The organism is Pseudomonas sp. CBS, assembly GCF_024734645.1.
In the GTDB taxonomy this organism is placed as follows: domain Bacteria; phylum Pseudomonadota; class Gammaproteobacteria; order Pseudomonadales; family Pseudomonadaceae; genus Aquipseudomonas.
Genome location: NZ_CP102929.1, coordinates 2,243,487 through 2,260,528, shown reverse-complemented (window position 1 = coordinate 2,260,528; position 17,042 = coordinate 2,243,487). Strand labels below are relative to the sequence as shown.

Annotated in this window: 15 protein-coding genes; 5 read left to right on the top strand and 10 right to left on the bottom strand. The window is 61.2% G+C overall.

Annotated elements, in window-relative coordinates:
• Window positions 1-35 precede the first annotated feature (35 nt).
• On the bottom strand, window positions 36-482 hold the full coding sequence (locus NVB75_RS09975) for a hypothetical protein (RefSeq protein ID WP_258348566.1): 447 nt from the start codon (window positions 480-482) through the stop codon (window positions 36-38).
• Between the two features lie 552 nt (window positions 483-1,034).
• Here NVB75_RS09975 and NVB75_RS09970 point away from each other — a divergent pair.
• Window positions 1,035-1,970, top strand: coding sequence for a chemotaxis protein CheV (locus NVB75_RS09970; RefSeq protein WP_258347025.1), 936 nt, complete (start codon window positions 1,035-1,037; stop codon window positions 1,968-1,970).
• A 39-nt stretch (window positions 1,971-2,009) separates the two neighbouring features.
• Complete coding sequence (locus NVB75_RS09965) at window positions 2,010-2,816, top strand: MOSC domain-containing protein (RefSeq protein ID WP_258347024.1); 807 nt, start codon at window positions 2,010-2,012, stop codon at window positions 2,814-2,816.
• A gap of 65 nt (window positions 2,817-2,881) precedes the next feature.
• Here the strand turns inward: NVB75_RS09965 and NVB75_RS09960 are convergent, their stop codons facing one another.
• From NVB75_RS09960 to NVB75_RS09925, 8 genes are all read right to left on the bottom strand, one after another.
• Entirely contained in the window at window positions 2,882-3,166 is a 285-nt protein-coding gene (locus NVB75_RS09960; RefSeq protein WP_014337306.1) for a pyrimidine/purine nucleoside phosphorylase, read from the bottom strand.
• Between the two features lie 47 nt (window positions 3,167-3,213).
• Entirely contained in the window at window positions 3,214-3,756 is a 543-nt protein-coding gene (locus NVB75_RS09955; RefSeq protein ID WP_017479491.1) for an exonuclease domain-containing protein, read from the bottom strand.
• A gap of 71 nt (window positions 3,757-3,827) precedes the next feature.
• Window positions 3,828-5,762, bottom strand: a complete 1,935-nt coding sequence (locus NVB75_RS09950; protein WP_258347023.1) for an acetyl/propionyl/methylcrotonyl-CoA carboxylase subunit alpha — start codon at window positions 5,760-5,762, stop codon at window positions 3,828-3,830.
• An 838-nt stretch (window positions 5,763-6,600) separates the two neighbouring features.
• Window positions 6,601-7,374 carry an enoyl-CoA hydratase/isomerase family protein gene (locus tag NVB75_RS09945; RefSeq protein ID WP_258347022.1) on the bottom strand — a complete coding sequence of 258 codons (774 nt, stop codon included), beginning with the start codon at window positions 7,372-7,374 and terminating at the stop codon, window positions 6,601-6,603.
• The gene (gene atuD / locus NVB75_RS09940) at window positions 7,371-8,528 is read right to left on the bottom strand and encodes a citronellyl-CoA dehydrogenase (protein ID WP_003209038.1); all 1,158 of its coding nucleotides are present in this window, start codon (window positions 8,526-8,528) and stop codon (window positions 7,371-7,373) included. Before atuD ends, NVB75_RS09945 begins: the two co-directional genes overlap by 4 nt.
• A 70-nt stretch (window positions 8,529-8,598) precedes the next feature.
• Complete coding sequence (atuC, locus tag NVB75_RS09935; protein WP_258347021.1) at window positions 8,599-10,215, bottom strand: geranyl-CoA carboxylase subunit beta; 1,617 nt, start codon at window positions 10,213-10,215, stop codon at window positions 8,599-8,601.
• A gap of 3 nt (window positions 10,216-10,218) precedes the next feature.
• Window positions 10,219-11,091 (bottom strand): SDR family oxidoreductase, encoded by an 873-nt coding sequence (locus tag NVB75_RS09930; protein ID WP_258347020.1) that lies wholly within the window; start codon window positions 11,089-11,091, stop codon window positions 10,219-10,221.
• Between the two features lie 12 nt (window positions 11,092-11,103).
• Entirely contained in the window at window positions 11,104-12,882 is a 1,779-nt protein-coding gene (locus NVB75_RS09925; protein WP_258347019.1) for an acyclic terpene utilization AtuA family protein, read from the bottom strand.
• 154 nt (window positions 12,883-13,036) lie between these two features.
• Here NVB75_RS09925 and NVB75_RS09920 point away from each other — a divergent pair, with 154 nt between their 5' ends.
• The 3 genes from NVB75_RS09920 to NVB75_RS09910 all read left to right on the top strand — a co-directional run bounded on the left by NVB75_RS09920 (window position 13,037) and on the right by NVB75_RS09910 (window position 15,628).
• Window positions 13,037-13,660, top strand: a complete 624-nt coding sequence (locus NVB75_RS09920; protein ID WP_258347018.1) for a TetR/AcrR family transcriptional regulator — start codon at window positions 13,037-13,039, stop codon at window positions 13,658-13,660.
• Between the two features lie 99 nt (window positions 13,661-13,759).
• Complete coding sequence (locus NVB75_RS09915; RefSeq protein ID WP_258347017.1) at window positions 13,760-14,548, top strand: ABC transporter substrate-binding protein; 789 nt, start codon at window positions 13,760-13,762, stop codon at window positions 14,546-14,548.
• Window positions 14,549-14,614: 66 nt separating this feature from the next.
• A complete protein-coding gene (locus NVB75_RS09910; RefSeq protein ID WP_258347016.1) occupies window positions 14,615-15,628 on the top strand; it encodes a GNAT family N-acetyltransferase in 1,014 nt (337 codons plus the stop codon).
• 836 nt (window positions 15,629-16,464) lie between these two features.
• Here NVB75_RS09910 and NVB75_RS09905 read toward each other — a convergent pair.
• The gene (locus tag NVB75_RS09905) at window positions 16,465-17,016 is read right to left on the bottom strand and encodes an RNA polymerase factor sigma-70 (RefSeq protein WP_076953019.1); all 552 of its coding nucleotides are present in this window, start codon (window positions 17,014-17,016) and stop codon (window positions 16,465-16,467) included.
• Between the last annotated feature and the right edge of the window lie 26 nt (window positions 17,017-17,042).

Below are 17,042 nucleotides of genomic sequence, written 5' to 3'. Positions count from 1 at the left end.
TTGCGACATTTTTGCCGGATAAATGCGAAGAGGACTCAAAAGGCGGAGGGCATGCGTTGCTGTTGTGTGTAGCCAAAGTCGCTTTGCGGGATGTGTTGCACGACGGTGGCAATCAACACGGTTTGTTCGGTTTCATCCAGGCTGAGTTTGCCGGTTTTGGTGTCGATCAATTCCAGTTGCCAGGCCAGCAATGTGAGGCAGTTGTGCAATGCATCAAGTGCTTCATCATGTAACTGCAAGGGGCTGGCGGCATTGCTGATCAGGTACTGGATATGCCGTGAAAACTCGCTGATCGCCCGCAGGGCCAAGGCTTCTGACTTTTCCGAGAGCTTGATCAGGCTGGCTTTCATGCAGTCGATGGCGTCGCTGTCGTTGCGGATCAAATGCAGGTGGCTCAAGCATTCTTCAGACTTGGCCAGCAACATCTCCGCTTCGAGCAGGAACTCGGGAAGTGCAAGTTGCCACTCTTTGCCGTCGTTCATCATGCAAGTCTCCATAACATACCGTCGGATGATGAGATGTCGTACCGGGTGAATGGCGTAAAACTACCGCTGAAATATGACGAAGATCTGTAGGTCGGATCCGACTTTTCCGTAGGACATTTATTTGAATAACGATCGGGCTCGTCCGGGCCCCCCATAATCTCCAGGGTTGTTCGCACAACTTCTTCGGTTGCCAAGACGTAAGTCTCTGGACGACCCCTGGGCCGCGGGCTTGCGATAGCAAACAAAAGCCTGACTCCATTCATGCAATGAGAATGGCGTCACATTAATGGCTATTAGATATCGCGAATATCAGGTTGGTCCTGATTGTGGATAGGGGAATCCCTTACATAGGGGAACCTCGCGCTGACTTTACGGTCACGCGGCGGCGGTGATGGGCGTTGTGGTGAAGCTGGCTCAGTAAAGCATGATGTCAGTGTGACATCAATGGATTTGCATGGCATTTTAGTGGGGGGTCAAGGTCCGGCGATTGCCGCCGATAACCCTCTTCAGTGACCAGCACTATCCATCCGCTAAACCCAGGAGTCTTTAATGGCCGGCATTCTCGACACGGTAGATCAACGCACACAATTGGTGGGTGAGAATCGCCTGGAGATCCTCATGTTTCGCCTGGCCGGGCGGCAGCTGTTCGCGATCAACGTGTTCAAGGTGCAGGAAGTGCTGCAAATGCCCAAGTTGACCCTGATGCCCCAGCGCCATCCGTTTGTCTGCGGCGTGGTCAACCTGCGTGGCCAGACGTTGCCGGTGATCGACCTGTCCCAGGCGATTGGCATGCGCCCGCTGATTCCGGGGCCCAACAGCACCATTATCGTCACCGAGTACAACCGTTCTGTGCAGGCATTCCTGGTGGGCGGCGTCGACCGCATCGTCAACATGAACTGGGAGGCGATCCTGCCACCTCCGGCGAGTGCCGGGCGCCAGCATTACCTGACGGCCATCAGCAAGGTCGACGACCAGTTGGTGGAAATCATCGACGTGGAAAAAGTCCTCGCCGAAATCGTGCCCTACAACGCCAAGGTTTCCCGCGAGAAACTCGAAGACCCGGTGCTGGAACGCGCCCGCGGCCGTGAAGTGCTGCTGGTGGATGACTCCAACGTCGCCCTCTCGCAACTGCGTGACACCCTCGGCCAGTTGGGGGTGAAGATGCACATCGCCAGCGATGGCCTCAAGGCCCTGAACATGCTCAAGGGTTGGGCCGACAGCGGCCAGGTGATGACCGACAAACTGTTGATGATCTTCACCGACGCCGAAATGCCCGAGATGGACGGCTACCGCTTGACCACCGAGATTCGCAACGACCCGCGCCTGCGTGGCCTGTACGTGGTGTTGCACACGTCGTTGTCCGGCAGCTTCAACGATTCGATGGTGAAGAAGGTCGGTTGCGACAACTTCCTCTCCAAGTTCCAGCCCGACAAGTTGGTGGACGTGGTGCGTCAGCGCCTGATGCTGGACGAAGTACCGGCTTGAGCTTAGGGTGACGGCTTTACCCCTCAGGAATGCAGGCCCATGCTTCGTCTCAGCGCGTTGTACCGATACCCCTTGAAGTCCGGTAAGGGTGAAACCTTGCAGCAGATTGGCCTGGACACACTCGGGCTCGACGGGGATCGACGCTGGATGTTGGTGGACGAGGCCAGCGGGCGTTTCCTGACCCAGCGGGCCGTGGCCAAGATGAGCCAGCTGTCGGCGCTGTGGAATAGCGCCGGTGGCCTGACCTTGAGCGCTGAAGGCCAACCTGCCCTTGACGTGCCACTGCCCGGCAGCGATGCCGAGTTGCGCGGCGTGACCATCTGGCGCGACACCTTGCGCGTGCCCGACGCCGGTGATGAAGCGGGCGCCTGGGTCAGCGAGTTCATCGGCAAACCCACGCGCCTGGTGCAAGTGCCACTGGCGCGTGCGCGCACTACCGAGGCCGGCTACGGCAAGGACGATGACAAGGTTGCATTTGCCGATGGTTTTCCGTTGCTGCTGATCGGCCAGGCGTCCCTGGATGACTTGTCCCAACGGGTCGGCCGACCCATGGAAATGCTGCGTTTCCGTCCCAACCTGGTGATCGAAGGCAGCGAGGCGTTTGCCGAGGACGGCTGGAAGCGGGTACGGATTGGCGACGTGGAGTTTCGCGTGGTCAAGTCCTGCTCACGCTGCATCCTGACCACCATCGACCCGGCAAGCGGCGAACGCAGTGCCGACCGCGAACCGCTGGCCACCCTCAAGACCTATCGTGAGCACGAGGGCGATGTGATGTTCGGTCAGAACCTGGTCAACGATGGGGTGGGCCGCCTGGAAGTCGGTATGCCGGTGACGATCCTGGAGTAAGCCACCCTGAAATGAAAAATGCCCGTCTCTTGCGAGACGGGCATTTTTTACGGCCGGCGCAAAGATCAGCCGCGGTATTCGCACAGGTAAGCCGTGTCGACCGCGACCTTCAGCTGGAACTTGCTGTTGGCTGGCACGTTGAACTGGCTACCGGCCTCGAAGGTTTCCCAGTCTGTGCTGTCTGGCAGCTTGACGGTCAGCGCGCCCGACACCACGTGCATGATTTCACGCTGGGCGGTGCCGAACTCGTATTCACCCGGGGCCATGACGCCGATGGTCGCCGGACCTTCTGCAGTGCCGAAAGCGATCGACTTGACGGTGCCGTCGAAGTACTCGTTGACTTTAAACATGGGCGAATCCTCGGAAAAGGGTCAAGAAAGGTCGGCCAGTATGCCTTCTACACGGGCAAAATCAACGGCAGCAGCCGTGCGGTGTTGCGCGCATCTTCCAGCGCCCGATGCTGTTGGCCATGGAACTGCATGCCCGCCAGTTGCAGTGCGCCGTTGAGCCCCAGGGGCTTGTCCAGGCGCCGGGCCTTGGCGAAGCGCTGCTTGAGGTTCACGTGGGGCGTCTGGCCCAGCACACTGCTCAAGCCATGGCGCTGCCACTCCAGCTCCAGTTGCTGGCGGTCGTAATCGCCCCAGCTCGCCCAGCCTTCCAGGCGTGCCTGGTGTTGACCGAGCCAGCGTTCGAACAGCGGCCACACCTCATTCAACGGCGCGGCAGCATCGATGTTCGCTTGGGTGATGTGGGTCAACTGGCGGCAGAACGGCGTCAGCAACGGCCTGCGCAACGGCCGCACGAAACGCTGGAAATGGTCCAGCTCACGGCCCTGGCGGTTGACCAGGCTCACGCCGATTTCGATGATTTCCATCTCGGTCACGGGCCAGCCGCCTTCATCCGTTGTGGCTTCAAGATCAATAATCAGCCAATGAGGCATCGCAGGTTCCCGTACTCTTCCCGTCCTGATGGGGATAGAGCGTAGCCAAGCCTGCTAGTTCCGCCCAGGGCTTACTCGATCTCCAGCAAAATCTGACGGATCCTGACCTGATCTCCTGCAACCGCCTGGATTCGCTTGACCACACCACTCATGCCGGCCTTGAGGGGGTGCTCCATTTTCATCGCTTCCAGCACCAGCAATAGCTGGCCCTTGCTGACCGAATCGCCTTCGCTGACCCGTACCTCGACAATTGCCCCATCCATCGGCGCCTTGACCGTGCCGTCGCTGGCCTCGGTCTGGCGGGTGGCAACGGTTTGGGTTCGATCATCGATGCACACGCCAGGCAGCCAGAGCCGAGTGCCTTGCAGGTGGTAGGCGATGCGACGGCGGATACCATTGACCACGGCGATAGCCCAGCGTCCGTCGGTGGTGAGGTCGCGTATTTCGACGGCGTGCTGATCAATGTCGACCTGCAGGCAATGGTCCGCCAGCACACTGAGGCTGATTGTCCGGGGCTCATCCTGTTCGGCGAGTTGATAACTCCACGGCACGCTGGCGTTGTTGCGCCAGCCGGATAACGGCTTGGAATGAGCGCTGGCGCTGTGCTGGTAAAACAGCGCGGCGGCCAATGCCAATTCTTCGTGGGTCGCGTGGGTTCGGGCGATGTCGTTGAAATGCTCGGCGATAAAGCCGGTGCTGAAGTCAGCGGCGGCAAACCGGGGATGCTTGAGCAGGCTGGCCAGCAGGCGCTGATTGGTGGATACACCCAGGAGTACGCTGTCTTCCACGGCCCTGACCAATTTGCGCCGAGCCTCTTCACGGGTGGCGCCGTGGGCGATGATCTTGCCCAGCATCGGGTCGTAGAACGGTGTGATGCGTTGGCCTTCCAGCACGCCATGATCGATGCGCACCCCCGGCGCCGGTTCCCAGCGCAGCACGTCGCCGGTTTGCGGCAGGAAGCCCTGGGCCGGGTCTTCGGCGTACAGGCGTACTTCCATGGCGTGGCCGCTCAGGGTTACTTGGGCCTGACTCAGGGGAAGCGGCTGGCCGGCGGCGATCTGCAGTTGCCAGGCGACGAGGTCGAGGCCGGTGATCAGTTCGGTGACCGGGTGTTCGACCTGGAGGCGGGTGTTCATTTCCAGGAAGTAGAAGTTGCCGTTGCGGTCGAGGAGGAATTCGACGGTGCCGGCGCCGACGTAATTGACAGCGCGGGCGGCCTTGAGGGCGGCTTCGCCCATGGCTTGGCGTAGCTCGTCGGTCATGACGGGGCAGGGGGCTTCTTCGATGATTTTTTGATGGCGGCGCTGGATCGAGCAGTCGCGTTCGCCGAGGTAGATCAGGTTGCCGTGGGTGTCGCCGAACAGTTGGATTTCGACGTGGCGGGGGGCGATCAGGGCTTGTTCGAGGATCAGTTCGGCGCTGCCGAAGGCGTTTTGTGCTTCGGAGCGGGCGGTGCGCAGGTGTTCCAGCAGGGTGTCGGGGCTGTGCACCAGGCGCATGCCGCGACCGCCGCCGCCGGCGCTTGCCTTGATCATCAGCGGGTAGCCGATTTGGTCGGCTTGCTGTTGCAGGGTTGGGTCGTCCTGGTCGGGGCCTTGGTAGCCTTTGATGCAGGGGACGCCGGCATTGAGCATGGCGACTTTTGAAAGGCGTTTGCTGCCCATCAGTTCGATGGCTTCGGGGCTGGGGCCGATGAAGGTCAGGCCGGCGTTTGCGCAGGCGCGGGCGAAGTCGGGGTTTTCGGAGAGGAAGCCGTAGCCGGGGTGGATGGCGTCGGCGCCGGTGCGGTGGGCGGCGTTGAGGATGGCTTCGATGTTCAGGTAGGACTGGGTGACCGGGGCGGGGCCGATGTTGATGGCTTCGTCGGCCATCTGGACGTGCAGGGCGTTGGCGTCGGGGTCGCTGTAGATCGCTACCGTGCGGTAGCCCAGGGATTGGGCGGTGCGCTGGATGCGGCAGGCGATTTCGCCACGGTTGGCTATGAGGATTTTGTTGAACATCGGCATGGTGGTGGTCCTTGGCTTGTCGGGTACATATCCGTTTCTTCGGTAACGGCTGCTTATGGTTCCGCTCTTACAGCGGCTCACTTTGGAAAAGCCCCAAAGTAAGCAAAGGGCTCTGCCCCGCCTGTCGGCACCTCGCCTAGGCTCGGTGTCCCCTCACTCCGGCATTGCTCCGCGGGCCGCCGCGACGGGCCATCCATGGCCCGGCGCGGCTAAACCGGCGTCCTGCCGGTTTACCCGCTCCGCACTGCCTGCGTTCGGCCTCGGGCTTATTGGGGCAGTCAGATCAAAATCAAAAGCAAAAGCACAGCGGCCTCCCGGCCGGCTTGAGTGTTAAAGAGCAAAAGCAAAAACCAGAGCGAAAACAAATCTGCTTTTCTGTGGGAGCGGGCTTGCTCGCGAAAAACCTGAGGTCGCCGCGTTCATTCAGAATGCCCGCGTCATCGTTAACGACCTTCGCGAGCAAGCCCGCTCCCACATTTGGACCGTGCCCGCTTTAGCTTTTGATTTTGCTCTTCAACACTCAAGCCGGCCGGTAGGCCGCTGTGCTCTTGAACTGCTTTTGATCTTGATCTTAGGCGCCCCGTTAAACCACGCTGGCCGAACGCAGGCTTTGGAGCGTGGGTAACCTGGCAGGACGCCAGGTTAGCCGTCCTGGGCCAAGGATGGCCCATGACGGCGGCCCACGGTCCAAAGCCGGAGTGAGGGCACACCGAGCCTAGGCGAGGTGCCGAGTGGTGGGGCAAGAGCGTTTTGGTTACTTTTGCGCTTTTCAAAAGTGACCCGCTGTAAGAGCGGAACCCATAGCGGCCATCACCGCAGAAACGGATATGCCCCCAATTCATCGCGCCCACCGAGGCGTCCGCTTCTGCACAAAAGCCTGAGTCCCCTCAATCCCTTCCTCCCCACAAACCGCCTCGGCAAACCACTCAGCCGCCTGATCCAGCAACGGCCCCAAAGCCTGCTCACCACTGGCCAAGACCAACGCCTTGGTCCGCGCATTAGCCCCCGGAGCACAACGCAAAACCTGCCCCAACACCTCATCCACCCGCTCCGCCAACGCCTGGGGATCGTGCTCCACAAAATGCACCAACCCCAACCGCAGCGCCTCAACCCCATCAAACCGCGCCGCCGTCAAAGCCAACCGCCGCGCCTGAGTCAACCCGATACGCTTCACCACAAACGGCGCAATCTGCGCCGGCAACAGCCCAAGGCTGGTCTCCGGCAACCCAAACTGCGCCTGATGATCCGCAATCGCCACATCACTGACACACACCAACCCCAACCCGCCCCCCAGCACCGCACCCTGGAGCACCACAATCACCACCTGCGGCAGCGCTTCAACCTCCTGCAACAGCGTGCCAAACGCCCGGTTCAACGCCTGCAACCCACCCGTGGCCCCCGCGCGCGCCATGTCCTTCACATCCCCGCCGGCCGAAAAATGCCCACCGGCGCCACTGATAACCACCGCCCGCAAGGCTTTATCCCTTGCCACATCGGCCAGTACCGAACGCAACTCGGTCACCATCTCAAGGCTCATGGCATTGCGGCTGTCAGGCCGATTGAGCGTCACATGCAACACCCCGTTATGCGGTTCCAGCAGCAAGGTATTCACGACTTTTTCCCCGGCAGGGTGCCCATCAATTTGCAGATGATCCCCAGCATGATCTCGTCCGCCCCACCGCCAATCGACACCAGCCGCACATCCCGGTAAGCCCGGGCCACCGGGTTGTCCCACATGAACCCCATGCCGCCCCAATATTGCAGGCAACTGTCGCTGACTTCGCGCCCCAGGCGCCCGGCCTTGAGCTTGGCCATGGAGGCCAGGCGCGTCACGTCCTGGCCCTTGATGTACTGCTCGGTGGCCTGGTACACCAGCGCCCGCAGGCATTCGATTTCGGTGGACAGTTCGGCCAGGCGGAAGTGGATCACCTGGTTGTCGATCAACGCCTTGCCGAAGGTCTTGCGCTCCTTGCAGTAGTCGATGGTGCTGTCGATGCAGTACTCCAGGCCCTTGACCATATTGGCCGCGCCGAACAGACGTTCTTCCTGGAACTGCAGCATCTGCATCATGAACCCCGCGCCTTCATGGCCGATGCGGTTGCGCTGGGGGATGCGCACGTCGTCGAAAAACACCTGGGCGGTTTCCGAGCTGTGCATGCCGAGCTTTTCCAGGGGCGGGCTGACGCTGATGCCAGGGGTGTTCATCGGCACCATGATCAGCGACTTGTTGATGTGCGGCTTGTCGTCCGAGGTGTTGGCCAAAAGGCAGATAAAGTCGGCGCTCGGGGAGTTGGTGATCCACATCTTGCTGCCGTTGATCACATAGTCGGTACCGTCCTTGCGGGCATGGGTTTTCAGCCCGGCCACGTCGGAGCCGGCGCCGGTTTCCGAAACGCCGATGCAGCCCACTTGTTCGCCGCTGATGGCCGGGCGCAGGAATTCTTCGCGTAACTCATCCGAGCCGAAACGGGCCAGGGCCGGGGTGCACATGTCGGTTTGCACGCCGATGGACATCGGGATACCGCCGCAACGGATGCTGCCGAATTCTTCGGCGGCGACGATGGAGTAGCTGTAGTCGAGGCCCATGCCGCCGAACTTTTCCGGTTTGGAGATGCCCAGCAAACCGAGGTCGCCGGCCTTGCGGAAGATCTCGTGGATCGGGAAGCGTCCGGCCTTTTCCCATTCGTCGACGTGGGGGTTGATCTCGCGCTCGACAAAGCCACGGACGGTGCGACGCAGTGCTTCGTGTTCCTGGGTGAAGATCATTTTTATTGTTCTCCCTATGGGGACGCGGAGCGTCCGGGCTGCATTCCCACGCGGGGCGTGGGAACGATCATCAAAACCGCGCTGCACCAAAGCTGTTGGGCTGTAGTTGCCGCACTTCGGCCTCGTGGCAGATGTCCAGCAGAAACCCGAGCAGGGTTCGTGTATCACGTGGATCAATCAGCCCGTCGTCCCACAGGTTTGCGCTGCCGTAGAGGGCGGTGGACTGGCTGTCGAGTTTCTGTGCGGTGACCTGTTCGAGCATGTCGAGCACCTTGGGGTCGGGCACCAGGCCGTCTTTCAGTTGCTTGGCTTCGGTGACGATTCGCAGCACCTTGCCCGCCTGGGCGCCGCCCATCACGGCGGTGCGGCTGTTGGGCCAGGCGAAGATGAAACGTGGGTCGAGGCCGCGGCCGCACATTGCGTAGTTGCCGGCGCCGTAGGAGCCGCCGACGACGATGGTCAATTTCGGCACCCGGGCATTGGCCACCGCCTGGATCATCTTCGCGCCATGCTTGATCACGCCTTGCTGCTCCGACTCGGTGCCGACCATGAAACCGGTGGTGTTGTGGAAGAACAGCAGCGGTGTCTGGCTCTGGTCGCACAGTTGGATAAATTGTGCGGCCTTGCTCGCGCCCTTCGGGGTGATCGGCCCGTTGTTGCCGATAAAACCACAGGCGCGACCCTGGATATGCAAATGGCCGCAGACGGTGTGCGGGTCGAACTCGCCCTTGAATTCCAGGAAGTTGGAACCGTCCGCCAGTCGCGCGAGGATTTCGCGCACATCGTAGGGCTTTTTCGGATCGTCGGGGATCAGCCCCAACAGCTCTTCAATCGGGTACAGCGGCTCGCTATAAGCGCGCTTTGGCACAGGCGGCAAGCGGTCATCCCACGGCAACAGGCTGACAATTTCGCGCACGATGCGCACACCGTCAGCGTCGTTTTCCGCCAGGTATTCGGCGGTGCCGGCGGTTTGCGCGTGCATCTCGGCGCCGCCCAGTTCTTCATCGGTGGCGACTTCGCCGGTCGCGGCCTTGAGCAGCGGCGGGCCGGCCAGGAACAGCTTGGCCTTGCCACGCACCACCACCACGTAATCCGAAAGGCCCGGCTGATACGCGCCGCCCGCCGTGGCCGAGCCATGCACCACGGTGATCTGCGGCAGGCCCATGGCCGACATCCGCGCCTGGTTGGCGAAGCTGCGGGCGCCTTCGACGAAAATCTCCGCCGCGTAGTTGAGGTTGGCGCCGCCGCTTTCTGCCAGCGTCACCACTGGCAGTTTGTTTTCCATGGCGATCTGTTGCAGGCGCAGGGATTTTTTCAGGCCTGAGGGGGAAATGGTCCCACCTTTGATGGCGCTGTTGTTGGCCACCACCAGCATGCGCACGCCGCTGACGTAGCCGATGCCGGCGATCAACCCGCCACCGGCAGCGCTGCCGTCCTTGTCGTCGTGCAGTTTGTAGCCGGCCAGGCTCGCCAGTTCGAGGAACGGCGCGCCAGGGTCCAGCAGCAAATTCAGGCGTTCCCGTGGCAGCAGTTGCCCGCGCTTGTCGAACTTGGCCTTGGCTTCGGCGGCCTTGCTCAGCAGGTTTTGCTCCAGCTGGAGCAGTTGATTGACGCCTGTGAGCATCGCCTCGCGGTTCTGCGCGAATTGCGGGCTGTGGGCGTCGAGTTGCGAGTCGATCACCGGCATGGCTTATTTCTCCTCCTTGAGCACGTCCGGCAAATAAGCCCGGTGGAAACCATTAAAGGACACGCTCGGCGGTTGCGCCTTGTGCAGCGGCCAGGCGCGGCTGCCGAGGCTGGCCGCGCCGTCGATGCGCAAGGTGCTGCCGCTGACGAACGCGGCGGCGGGGCTGAGCAAAAACACAATCGCCGCGCTGACTTCCGATTCGGTGCCGATACGCTTGAGCGGCACGTGTTCGCGCAAGGTCGGGATCACCGCCTTGAACGCGCCTTCGTAGGTGTCCATGCCGCTGGAGGCAATCCAGCCCGGCGCGACGGCGTTGACCCGCACCCCGGCGTAACCCCATTCGAAGGCGGCGGTCTTGGTGAAGTTGTCCATGCCCGAACGCGCCGCGCCGGAGTGGCCCATGCCGGGCATGCCGCCCCACATGTCGGCGAGCATGTTGACGATGGCCCCGCCGTGTTTGCTCATACACTGGTTGAACACTTCCCGGGCCATCAGGAAACCGCCCACCAGGTTGGTGCGCAGCACGGTTTCGAAACCCTTCTGGTTGATCGACGCGAGCGGCGAGGGGTACTGGCCGCCGGCGTTGTTCACCAGACCGTGAATCGGGCCGTGTTCCTGGAGGATCTGGCCGACCAGCGCCTTCACCGCTTCTTCATCACGAATATCGCAGGCCTGCCAACTGGCGCGGCCGCCGTCTTCAGTGATCTCCGCCGCGACCGTTTGCAGTTTTTCCGGCTTGCGCCCCACCAGAATCACATGGGCGCCGAGGGCCGCCAGCTCGTGTGCGGTACAGCGGCCAATGCCACTGCCGCCGCCGGTAACGATGATGGTTTGCCCCTGGAACAAGTCGGCTTTGAAGATCGAGTCGAAGGCCACGGCGTGGGTCCTTTAAGTGAATTGATCGGCAATGTGCTGCGGCACGGCAATCGGGATTTCCAGCAGTTGCTGGGCGAAGGCCTTGCCTTGGGGGTCGATGCGCAGGCTGGCAATCCCGCCGCCGCCCAAGGCGTTTTCCAGCAGGAAGTTCAGGCTGTGGCTGCCGGGCAAGTACCAGCGTTCGACGCGGCCGTGGATCGGGTCGAGCACGTGGCTCATCCAGTCGACGATCACTTCGAGGGTCAGCGCTTCGGCGATCCACGGCAGATATTCGGGCTCGCGGGCGATCACGCCGATGTTGCTGTGGTTGCCCTTGTCGCCGGAGCGGGCCACCGCCAGTTTGACCAGCGGCACGTTGGCGTCCGCACGGCCTTGGGGTTTGGGCGGGTCGATCAATGCGATCGAGGTGTTCAGCGGTTTGGCGACGGGCAGTTCGCAGGCATGCCGTTCGCCAAGAAAATCGACCTGCAACTGGCAGGCGCTTTTATCGATCAGGAACGAAAACAGCCGAATCAGCGGGTACACCGTGGGCCGCCCGCCGACGATCCCGGTGAGCCCCGGCGCCATGCCGGTGGCCGCCTGGGCGATCTCCCGGGCGAACAGCACCAGCGCCTGTTTGCTCGGGTGACGCACCGCCAGTTTCACCACCACTTCGCGGCAGTCCTGGCGTTGGGCGTGGGAGCCGTAGGTGGCTTCGCTGCCCAGCAGTTCGATGTTGACGTCGGTGTAGGGCGCCCAACCGCGCTGGCTGAACAGCTCTGAGGTCTTGTTGATGATCGCCTGGCTGACCCGCTCGGCCTTGGCCACCGCGTCGATCCCGGCAATCAGGCAGCTGGCGGTGCAGCGAAAGCCGTCCGGATAGGTGGCGCTGACCTTGTACTGGTCGGTGGGCGGCAGGCCTTTGGCGCCGTGCAGGTGCACGCGGTTTTTGCCTTGTTGCTGGAGCTTTACGTGGCTGAAATCGCAGATCACGTCGGGCAACAGGTAGGCGCGCGGGTCGCCGATTTCATACAGCAGTTGCTCGGCGACGCTCAGTTCGCTGATCAGCCCGCCGGTGCCGTCGACTTTACTGACGGTGAACTGGCCGTCGGCGCTGACCTCCACAATCGGGAAGCCGATGTGTTCGTAGTCCGGCACCTCGCGCCAATCGGTGAAGTTGCCGCCGGTGCATTGGGCGCCACACTCGATGATATGCCCGGCCAAAGCCGCCTGGGCCAGGCGGTCGTAGTCCTGCCAGGACCAGTCGAATTCATGCACCAGCGCTGCGCTGACCACGGCGCTGTCGACCACACGGCCGGTGATGACGATATCGGCACCCAGCTTGAGCGCCTGCACGATACCGGGCGCGCCGAGGTAAGCGTTGGTGGACACGCACATCGGCGGCAAAGGCGCGCCGCTGAACATGTCGGTGATGCCGTGCAGTTGCTTGAACTGCGGTTGCAGATCATCCCCCAGCAGCACGGCGATCTTCAACGGGATTTGCGCCTGGTCGCAGGCCGCCTGCAACGCGGCGGCGCAGGCCTGGGGATTGATCCCGCCGGCATTGCTGATCACGCGGATGCCCTGGCGCTGGATATCCGCCAGCAGTGGCGTCAGCACCTCGACGAAATCCGTGGCATAGCCGGCCTGGGGATCCTTCATTCGTGCCCCGGCGAGGATCGACAGGGTGACTTCCGCCAGGTAGTCGAACACCAGGTAATCCAGCGCGCCGCCTTCTACCAACTGCGCAGCGGCGGTGCAGGTGTCGCCCCAGAAGGCGCTGGCGCAGCCGATGCGTACCGTCTTGTTCATGGGGCGTCCTTCCTCTGGTTTGCTGGCACTCACACTACCAAGCAAGCGCTTGGTTTGTAAACTCTGGTCACAACTTTGCCCCAAGCGCTTGCTTGGTTGGCTGCCACGGCCTAAATTGCCGCCCAAGACGTAACCAGAAGTTAAGGAGAGCAGCATGGATGAGCAAAAAGCCCTGCGGGTGATGCGCACCATGGTCGACGCCGGTCAATTGACCGACCCCGACAGTGCCCGTGGCAAGTTGCTGCAAACCGCGGCCCACCTGTTTCGCAACAAGGGCTTTGAGCGCACAACGGTGCGTGACCTGGCCGGCGCGGTCGGGATCCAGTCCGGCAGCATCTTTCATCACTTCAAGAGCAAGGACGAAATCCTGCGGGCGGTGATGGAGGAAACCATCCACTACAACACCGCCCTGATGCGCGCTTCCCTGGCCGAGGCGATCAACGTGCGCGAGCGGGTGTTGGCGCTGATTCGCTGCGAATTGCAGTCGATCATGGGCGGCAGCGGCGAGGCCATGGCGGTGCTGGTGTATGAATGGCGTTCATTGTCGGCCGAGGGCCAGGCCCAGGTACTGGCCTTGCGGGATATTTACGAAGACATCTGGCTGCAGGTGCTGGGGGAGGCCAAGGAGGCCGGTTATATCAAGGGCGATGTATTTATCACCCGGCGCTTCCTGACCGGCGCATTATCCTGGACCACCACCTGGTTTCGTGCCCAGGGCAGCATGACCCTGGAGCAACTGGCCGATGAAGCTTTGCTGATGGTTTTGAAAGCTGACTAGTTCGTTCGCGCAAGCTATTAATTGTGTGGCAGAAAGTTGTCTCGCTAGACAAAAACGCCTAGCTTAGCGGGATCAAAGTTTTCGACGGTGTGTGCCTTGATGTTTTCGCCCTGGCGATTGGCTGCAGGACTCTCAATATTGGCACTTGGCGCACTGTGGCTGATGCCCGCTTCGGCCGCCCAATTGGTGAGGGTCGGTGCTGCGCATTTTCCGCCGTACACCGTGCGCCCGGAGCAGGGTGCCGACACCGGGTTGCTGCCGCAACTGGTTGAAGCCCTGAATGCCCTGCAAACCGATTACCAGTTTGTGCTGGTACCCACCTCGATTCCCCGGCGTTTTCGTGACTTCCAGCAAGGCCGGGTGGATATGGCGATCTTCGAAAATCCGAACTGGGGTTGGCAGGATATTCCCCATACGGCAGTGGACATGGGCCTGGAAGATGCCGAAATCTTCGTCGCCCAGCGTGAGCCTGGCCGCGACCAAGGGTATTTCACCGACCTGACCGGCAAGCGGTTGGCGGTGTTCAGCGGCTATCACTACGCATTCGCCAACTTCAACCCCGACCCCAAGTACCTGGTGGAGCACTTCAACGCCACCTTGACCTATTCCCACGACAGCAACCTGCTGATGGTCGCCCGCGGCCGCGCCGACATCGCCTTGGTAACACGCTCCTACCTCAGCGATTTCCTGGTGCGCAACACCGAGACGGCGGGGCAGTTCCTGGTGTCCGAGCGGATTGACCAGGTGTACCACCATTACGCGCTGCTGCGGCCCAAGGCGCCGATCACGGGGCCGGTGTTCGCCGGGCTGCTCAAGCAGTTGCGGGACAATGGCCAGTTGCTGAAGATCTTCGAGCCTTACCGCATCGATGTGATGCCGGTGCCGTGATCGTCTAAATTTTTGCCCTTGGCTCACGTCACTTGTTGAACTGTCGACGATTCGTGAGCCCATCCCATGTCCAATCTGAATGACCTGTCTGTCCTGCCGTTGCCGGCGGGGCCTGCCCTGAATGCTGATGAAACTGACAGCCGTCTGAGCCTGACCCTTGAGGGGCAGCCGCTGATTCGCTTGCGCCTTGAGCGTGGCGATGAACTGCAGGTGCATTTGCAGGAACCCGCCAGTGTGCCGGCTGCCCGGGCGTTGTGGGCGGCCTGTTACTGGTTGTTTGCCAGGGAGCCCGGGCGTCAGCGGCTGGTTTGGCGACTTGAGCATGCGCCTGAGGATGCGTTGCGCAGTGGGTTGCTGGTGGCGACCGAGGTTGCCGGGCAGTTTTATTGTGAGCGCACGTTGTTTTGGCAGTTGCCGCAACCTTGGCTGGGGCAGTCGGTGACGGGGACTTATCCGCAGCAGATGATCATCAGTGGGGGCAAGCGTCATCCCGCTCGTGCGCCGAAGCCGCGGGGCGAGGTTTATCGGCGGTTTGATGCGCGGTTGGGGGCATGGATTTCGCTGCGAACGGTTGAGATTGATGTTGATCTGGCGCGATTCAATCGTTGGCAGAACAGTACGCGGGTGGCGAATTTCTGGCAGGAGGCCGGCAGCCTGGAGCAGCATCGGGAGTATCTGGACAAGCTGGACGCGGATCCCCATGCGTTGACGTTGATTGGCTGTTTTGATGATGAGCCGTTTGCGTATTTCGAGGCGTATTGGGCCAAGGAGGATCGGATTGCGCCGTTCTATGACGTGGCGGATTACGATCGCGGGATTCATATGTTGGTGGGTGAGGAGCATCACCGGGGGCCGCATAAGGTGGCGAGTTGGTTGTCGGCGTTGGTGCATTACCTGTTTCTTGATGATCCGCGTACGCAGCGTGTGGTGGCGGAGCCTCGGGCGGATAACGGGAAGATGATTGGGCATATGCAGAATCAGTGTTTCCACTGTGAGAAGGAGTTTGATTTTCCGCATAAGCGGGCGGCGTTGATGATCCTGGGGCGGGAGCGGTTTTTTGAGCGGTGTGGGTTGGTTTGATCGGGGGCATATCCGTTATTTGGGTCACGGCTACTTATGGTTCCGCTCTTACAGCGGCTCACTTTGGAAAAGCCCCAAAGTAAGCAAAGGGCTCTGCCCCGCCTGTCGGCACCTCGCTAGGGCTCGGTGTTCCCTCACTCCGGCATTGCTCCGCGGGCCGCCGCGACGGGCCATCCATGGCCCGGCGCGGCTAAACCGGCGTCCTGCCGGTTTACCCGCTCCGCAATACCTGCGTTCGGCCTCGGGCTGATTGGGGCAGTCAGATCAAGATCAAAAGCAAAAGCACAGCGGCCTACAGGCCGGCTTGAGTGTTAACAGCAAAAGCAAAAACCAGAGCGAAAACAAATCTGCTTTTCTGTGGGAGCGGGCTTGCTCGCGAAAAACCTGAGAGCGCCGCGTTCATTCAGGATGCCCACGTCATCGTTAACGACCTTCGCGAGCAAGCCCGCTCCCACATTTTTGACCGTGCCCGCTTTAGATTTTGATTTGGCTTGTGCTCTTCAACACTCAAGCCGGCCGGTAGGCCGCTGTGCTCTTGATCTGCTTTTGATTTTGATCTTAGGCGCCCCGTTAAACCACGCTGGCCGAACGCAGGCTTTGGAGCGTGGGTAACCTGGCAGGACGCCAGGTTAGCCGTCCTGGGCCAGGGATGGCCCATGACGGCGGCCCACGGTCCAAAGCCGGAGTGAGGGCACTCCGAGCCTAGGCGAGGAGCCGAGTGGTGGGGCAAGAGCGTTTTGCTTACTTTTGCGCTCTTCAAAAGTGAGCCGCTGTAAGAGCGGAACCAATACCCGCCATCACCCAAATAACGGATATGTACCCAGCGCCAGACCCAATCAAACCCGCCGCGCAAACGTGTCGCTATGAGTCCCGGAAACCTTCCGGCAATGCACCAGCGCATCCCGAATCATGAAGTTCACCAGCGTCGGCGAAACCCCCAGCTCCTTGGCAATATCCTTCTGCGGCACCCCATGCAACCGGTACATCTCAAACGCATAACGCGTGCGTTGAGGCAATTCCGTCAACGCATCCGCGATATTTTCCAGCGTCGAAAAGTTGATGTGCGATGTCTCAGGCGAAGCCCCGTGAATAACCACATTCAAGCCTTCCTCTTCAGTGCCGGAGTATTTCAACTCAAGCGCCTGCTTACGGTAGTGATCAATGGCCAGGTTACGCACGATCTGAAACAGGTAACTCAGCTGCGCCTTGAACGACGAGGTAATGGTGGGTGCCGATTGCAACCGGAAGTACGCGTCTTGCACCACGTCTTCGGCGCGGGAGCGGCAGCCGGTAATGCGTGCTGCGATCTTGACCAGGATCAGTCGGTTATCGACGAAGGCCTGGAGTAGGGGTGAGTCGCACCTGCCTGTGGATACTTGTTCCGTCATGGAAATCACCTTGCTGCAAAAGAGGT